General features: G+C 68.7%; 4 protein-coding genes and 1 pseudogene. All 5 read left to right on the top strand.

What is annotated here, in order from left to right; all coding sequences use genetic code 11:
- Positions 1 to 139: 139 nt before the first annotated feature.
- The 5 genes and pseudogenes from ACOJUF_RS25300 (at position 140) to ACOJUF_RS25280 (ending at position 5,895) form a co-directional block, all read left to right on the top strand.
- A complete protein-coding gene (locus ACOJUF_RS25300; protein ID WP_420124568.1) occupies positions 140 to 496 on the top strand; it encodes a hypothetical protein in 357 nt (118 codons plus the stop codon).
- An 18-nt stretch (positions 497 to 514) separates the two neighbouring features.
- Positions 515 to 1,951: pseudogene (locus ACOJUF_RS25295) on the top strand (ABC transporter substrate-binding protein); the annotation flags it as partial.
- Between the two features lie 209 nt (positions 1,952 to 2,160).
- Positions 2,161 to 3,684, top strand: a complete 1,524-nt coding sequence (locus ACOJUF_RS25290; RefSeq protein WP_420124567.1) for an ABC transporter permease — start codon at positions 2,161 to 2,163, stop codon at positions 3,682 to 3,684.
- Positions 3,685 to 3,706: 22 nt separating this feature from the next.
- Positions 3,707 to 4,720, top strand: a complete 1,014-nt coding sequence (locus ACOJUF_RS25285) for an ABC transporter permease (RefSeq protein WP_420124566.1) — start codon at positions 3,707 to 3,709, stop codon at positions 4,718 to 4,720.
- Complete coding sequence (locus ACOJUF_RS25280) at positions 4,720 to 5,895, top strand: ABC transporter ATP-binding protein (protein WP_420124565.1); 1,176 nt, start codon at positions 4,720 to 4,722, stop codon at positions 5,893 to 5,895. The genes ACOJUF_RS25285 and ACOJUF_RS25280 overlap by 1 nt, the downstream gene beginning before the upstream one ends.
- Positions 5,896 to 5,963: the final 68 nt, after the last annotated feature.

Here is a 5,963-nt window from a genome sequence, read left to right as displayed (position 1 = left end):
TGGGCCCTCGTACTGTCGGGTAATCTGCCGGTGCGTGCTGCTGCGCCGGGTTCAGTGTGGTGCTGGTCGGCCGACGGCCCCCGACCGAGAACGGCAGCCGTTCCACAAGGAAGGAATGTCAATGAGGAGAACTCGAGCGGTGACCATCACCGCGCTCGCGGCGGTGACGGCGCTGACACTCGCCGCCTGCGGCGGGAGCAGCAGCTCGACCACGACGACGAGCGCGGCGACCTCCGGTGGCGGCGGGGCCGCGTCCGGCAGTTCGGCCGCGGGCGGCGGTGGCGGCTCGGGGGACTCCGGCACCATCACCTACGCGCAGGAGCAGGAGTGGTACGACTACAACTCCGGATCCAGCTCGGGCAACGCGACGGCCAACCAGGTCGTGCTCAACCAGGTGCTGCGCGGGTTCTCCTACGTGGACAACAAGGGCAACATCCAGATGGACACCGAGTTCGGGACCATCGAGAAGACCTCCGACGACCCGCTGACGGTCTAGTACACGTTCAACGACAAGGCTGTCTGGTCCGACGGCCTGCCGATCGGCTGTGCCGACTTCCTGTACGCCTGGGCGGCCAACTCCGGCCGGTACAACAAGGACGGCACGCTCAACGAACCGGGCAACGTGCCGGCCGAGCCGGCCTACCTGTTCGACACCGCGTCGACCTCCGGTCTTGACCAGACCCAGAAGCCGACCTGTGCCGACGGGGACAAGTCGGTCACTCTGACCTACACCAAGCCGTTCGTCGACTGGCAGGTCGCCATCGCCACCTCGGCCGGCTCCAGCATCCTGCCGGCGCACGTGGCCGCGGCCGCGGCCGGCACCGACGCCGCCGGGGTCGTCAAGGCGGTCGAGACCGACGACGTCGCCACGCTGACCAAGCTGGCCGACTTCTGGAACAGCGGCTGGACCCTGGACAAGTCCAAGGGCCTGCCGGCCGCGACCACCATCCCCTCGTCCGGCCCGTACTACGTGGCCGCCTGGGATCCGGGCCAGTCGGTGACGCTGAAGAAGAACGACAAGTGGTGGGGCGAGCCGGCCAAGACCGACACCGTCGTCATCCGCTACATCTCGCAGGACCAGCAGGTCTCCGCGCTGGCCTCGGGTGAGGTCGACGTCATCGAGCCGCAGCCGAACCCGGACGTCAACGCCGCGCTGACCAACCTGGGCAACTCGGTCAAGGCCGACTACGGCTCGCAGTTCACCTACGAGCACATGGACCTGTCGGTCAAGAACGGCTTCGCCAACGAGAAGCTGCGTGAGGCGCTGTTCAAGTGCGCACCGCGCCAGCAGATCGTGGACAACCTGATCGTGCCGTCCAACCCGGATGCCAAGCTGCTGAACTCGCTGATGCTGATGGACTTCCAGGAAGGCTACGAGCAGACCGCGTCGCAGTCCGGCTTCGCGAACTACGCGGACGTCGATCTCGAGGGGGCCAAGGCCGCCTACGCCGCCTCCGGCGAGGCTCCGGGCAAGACCATCCGGGTCATCCACATCGACCCGAACCCGCGGCGGACCAACGAGGTCGCCCTGCTCAAGGCCAGCTGCGACCCCGCCGGCTTCAACATCCAGGACGTCCCGCTGTCCAGCGACAAGTTCGGGCCGACCCTGTCGCAGGGTGACTACGACATCGCGCTGTTCGCGTGGGCCGGTTCCGGCCTGCTCGGCTCGATCCCCTCGGAGTACCTGTCCACCGGTGGCCAGAACTACTCCGGCTGGAACGACCCGCAGATCGACACCGCGCTGAACAGCCTGGCCACGCTCACCGACCCGTCGGGGGCCCTGCCGCTGCTGGAGACGGTGGACCAGCGGCTCGCGGCGAACTACTACACGTTCCCGATCTTCACCTTCCCGGGTGTGGTCGCGATGAAGTCGAACATCGAGGGCCCGGTGCTGAACGCCACGCAGACCCAGGCCACCTGGAACATGCAGGACTGGCAGCGCACCGGCTGACCCAGGGTCGGCCGATCGTCCGGGCCGGGCCCCGCCCGGCCCGGATGATCTTCGATTGGCAGGACACCGGCGCAGGGATCACACTGATCCCCACGCCGGTCCGATGACGGGCCGGGACAGTCCCCGACTTCCCGGCCCGTCGTCGTTCCCGGACAGTGGCGCGCCTCCGCCGCGGCTCGCCACGCCGTTGCCGACGGGTAGGAGGCACCGTGGCTTCGTTCATCATCAGGCGATTCCTGATATCCATTCTCGTGCTGCTGGCCGCGACGTTCATCGTCTACGTGCTGGTGGCCAACGCGGGCGATCCCCGCTCGGCGCTCTACGAGTCGGCCGATCCGGGCAAGGAAGCCAAGATCGCCGCGATGACCAGGAACCTGAGCCTGGACGTCCCCATCATTCCCCGCTACCTGGCCTGGCTCGGTGGTGCCCTCGGCTGCTTCGTCGGCAACTGCGACCTGGGCAACATGGCCACCGGCGCGCCGGTCATCGGCGGGCTGAGCGTGGCCATCGGCTCGACGCTGCGGCTGGTCGTGTTCGCCCTGATCATCGCGGTCGTGCTGGGCGTGGCCGTCGGCATGGTGACCGCGCTGCGCCAGTACTCGGGCCTGGACTACAGCGTGACGTTCCTGGCCTTCCTGTTCTTCTCGCTGCCGGTCTTCTGGATCGCCGTGCTGATGAAGCAGTTCCTGGCGATCAAGTTCAACAGCTGGCTGCAGGATCCGGTCATTCCGCCCTGGGTCATCATCGTCTCCGCGGTGGTGGCCGGCCTGCTCGCCGCCGGCATCGTCGGCGGGGACCGGCGCACCCGGCTGATCGCGGCCGGCGTGGGCGCCGCGGTGGTCGCGGTGATCATGACCGGGCTGAGCCTGACCGATTGGTTCGCCTCGCCCGGGATCGGCCCGGTGACGATGATCATCATGTCGGTGCTGACCGCGTTCGCCTCGACCGCGCTGATCGCCGGGTTCCGGTCGCGGATCGTGCTGTACACGACGCTGGCCACGGCCGCGGTCGGCGTGGTCAGCTACTTCGCCCTCGACTCGCTGCTGGCCGACCCGACCACGATGCTGCTGCTGGGCCTGCTGGTCACCGCCCTGGTGATCGGCGCCGCGATCGGCGGCGGCCTGGGCGGGCTGTACCGGTCGCAGGCGATCAAGGCGTCCATGCTGACCGCGTTCGGCTGCTCGCTGCTGGTGTTCATGAGCCACCTGCTCGACGCCGTCCCCGCCTACTCGGCCAAGGTCAACGGGGTCGTGATCGCCACCATCGGTGCGACCACGCCGAACTTTCAGGGCGATTTCTGGGAGACCCTGCTCGACCAGCTGGGGCACCTGATCCTGCCGACCATCGCCATCGTGCTCATCTCGATCGCGTCGTACACCCGGTACACCCGGTCGTCGATGCTCGAGGTGATGAACCAGGACTACATCCGCACGGCCCGCGCGAAGGGGCTGACCGAGCGGACCGTCGTGGTCCGGCACGGCTTCCGCAACGCGATGATCCCGATCACGACCATCGTCGCCCTCGACATCGGCGGCCTGATCGGCGGCGCGATCATCACCGAGACGGTGTTCGGCTGGTCGGGCATGGGCAAGTTCTTCAACGACGCGCTCAAGATCCCCGACGCCAACGCGGTCATGGGCTTCTTCCTGGTGACCGGCGCGGCCATCGTGGTGGCCAACATGCTCGCCGACATCACCTACGGCTTCCTCGATCCAAGGATTCGGCTGTCATGACGAGCGCAGAGCGGGTGCAGCGATGAGCACCGATTCCAAGCAGGTGCCGGACAAGAAGCCGGCCCCGGCGCAGGCCGCGGCCACCGGCACAACGGCCGCGCAGGGGCTGGCGATCGTCGCCCGCACCCAGGGACAATTGGTGCGGCGCCGGTTCTTCCGGCACAAGGCGGCGATGATCTCGCTGGCCGTGCTGATCTTCGTGATCCTGCTGGCGTTCACCTCGATCGGCTTCGCCGGCATCCCCGGGTGGTGGAAGTACGACTACGTCACCCCCGGCATCGTGGTGAACCGGGGCGCGCCGACCCTGAGCGTGATCCCGACGTTCCTCGGCGGGGACGGGTTCAGCATCGGCGACCACCCGTTCGGCCAGGACGACCTGGGCCGCGACTACTTCGCGCTGACCATGCGCGGCGCGCAGATCTCGATCATGATCGCGTTCGTCGTCGGCGTCGTCAGCACCGTCATCGGGGTGGCGATCGGCGCCGTCTCCGGCTACTACGGCCGCTGGGTCGAGAGCTCGCTGATGCGGTTCACCGATGTCATCATCACCATCCCGGTGCTCGTCATCGCCGCGGTGCTGGGCCAGCGGTTCGGCGGCGCCGGCCCGCTGGTGCTGGCCGTGGTGCTCGGTTTCGTGCTCTGGACGTCGCTGGCCCGGCTGGTGCGGGGCGAGTTCCTCTCGCTCCGGGAGAAGGAGTTCGTCGAGGCCGCCCGTGCGTTGGGGGCCAAGCCGCGGCGGATCATCTTCAAGCACATCCTGCCCAACACCGTCGGCGTGATCACGGTGGCGGCGACACTGGCCATCGCCAGCGCCATCCTGCTCGAGACTGCCCTGTCCTACCTCGGTTTCGGGGTGAGGGCGCCGGACACCTCGCTGGGCCTGCTGGTCTCGACCTACCAGAACGCGTTCGCCACCCGGCCGTGGCTGTTCTGGTGGCCCGGCCTGTTCATCATCGTCATCGCGCTGTCCATCAACTTCATCGGCGACGGCCTGCGCGACGCCTTCGACCCACGGCAGAACCGGGTGCGTGCCTGATGACCGTTCCTCCCACGACACCGCCGAACGAGACCCCCGGCGGCAGCCTCTACGGGCCGGCCCGCCAGGAGGCGCCCGAGCTGTACGAGGTCTACGAGCCGTCGACCGGGGCCGAGCTGGAGACCCCGCTCGGCGAGCACCTCGGGTCGGTGGGGTCGACCGAGGTGCTCAAGGTGGAAAACCTGACGGTCGGCTTTCCCACCGACGACGGGCTGGTCCGGGCGGTCCGCGGGGTCTCCTACACCCTGCACGAGCGCGAGGTCCTGGGCATCGTCGGCGAATCGGGTTCGGGCAAGTCGGTCTCGTCGATGGCCGTGATGGGCCTGCTGCCCAAGAGCGCCCGGATCAGCGGGACGATCTCGTTCCGGGGCCAGAGCGTGCTGGCGATGAGCAAGGCGCAGCAGCGGTCGCTGCGCGGGCGCAAGATCGCGATGATCTTCCAGGACCCGATGACGGCGATGAACCCGGTGTACCCCATCGGGTTCCAGCTGGCCGAGGCCGTGCTGTCGCACGAGATGATGCCCCGCAAGCAGGCCCTGGCCCGGGCCGAGGAGATGCTGGCGCTGGTCGGCATCCCGCAGCCCAAGGAGCGGCTGAACTCCTACCCGCACGAGTTCTCCGGCGGTATGCGGCAGCGGGCGATGATCGCCATGGCGGTCATCAACAACCCGGACGTCATCATCGCCGACGAGCCCACCACCGCCCTGGACGTCACGGTCCAGGCGCAGATCCTGGAAAAGCTGATCGAGGTCAAGGACGCGTTCAACGCGGCCATCATCCTGATCACCCACGACCTGGGCGTGGTCGCCGGGATGACGCACCGGACGCTGGTCATGTACGCCGGCCGCCCGGTCGAGCTCGGGGCCACCGACACGGTCTTCTACCACCCCCGGATGCCCTACACCGCCGGGCTTCTCGGGTCCATCCCGAAGGCCGGCGACGTCGGCCGGCTGCGGCCGATCACCGGCGCCCCGCCGTCGCTGATCAACCTGCCGACCGGGTGTCCCTTCTCCCCCCGGTGCCCGCTGGCCACCGACCTGTGCCGGGAGACCGAGCCGGAGCTGGCGCCGACGGATTCCGAGCAGCACGACGCGGCCTGCCACCACTGGGACCAGCTGGCTGCCGCGCCCGACGCGACGGCGTTCTTCCGTTCCGAGAGCGAGGCCCACCGATGAGCCCCGACCTGGACAAGGCGGCCGCCGGGCGGCCCGAGGCGCGTCCGGCGGCCGACCCGCCGCCGGAC

The organism is Nakamurella sp. (genome assembly GCF_048594475.1).
GTDB lineage: Bacteria > Actinomycetota > Actinomycetes > Mycobacteriales > Nakamurellaceae > Nakamurella.
Note: the sequence above shows the minus strand (reverse complement) of the source record. Positions and strands in the feature narration are given on the sequence as shown.

Coding starts and splice junctions, on each gene's coding strand:
- ACOJUF_RS25280 (WP_420124565.1), top strand. CDS start 4,720: ATGACCGTTCCTCCCACGACACCGCCGAACGAGACCCCCGGCGGCAGC.
- ACOJUF_RS25285 (WP_420124566.1), top strand. CDS start 3,707: ATGAGCACCGATTCCAAGCAGGTGCCGGACAAGAAGCCGGCCCCGGCG.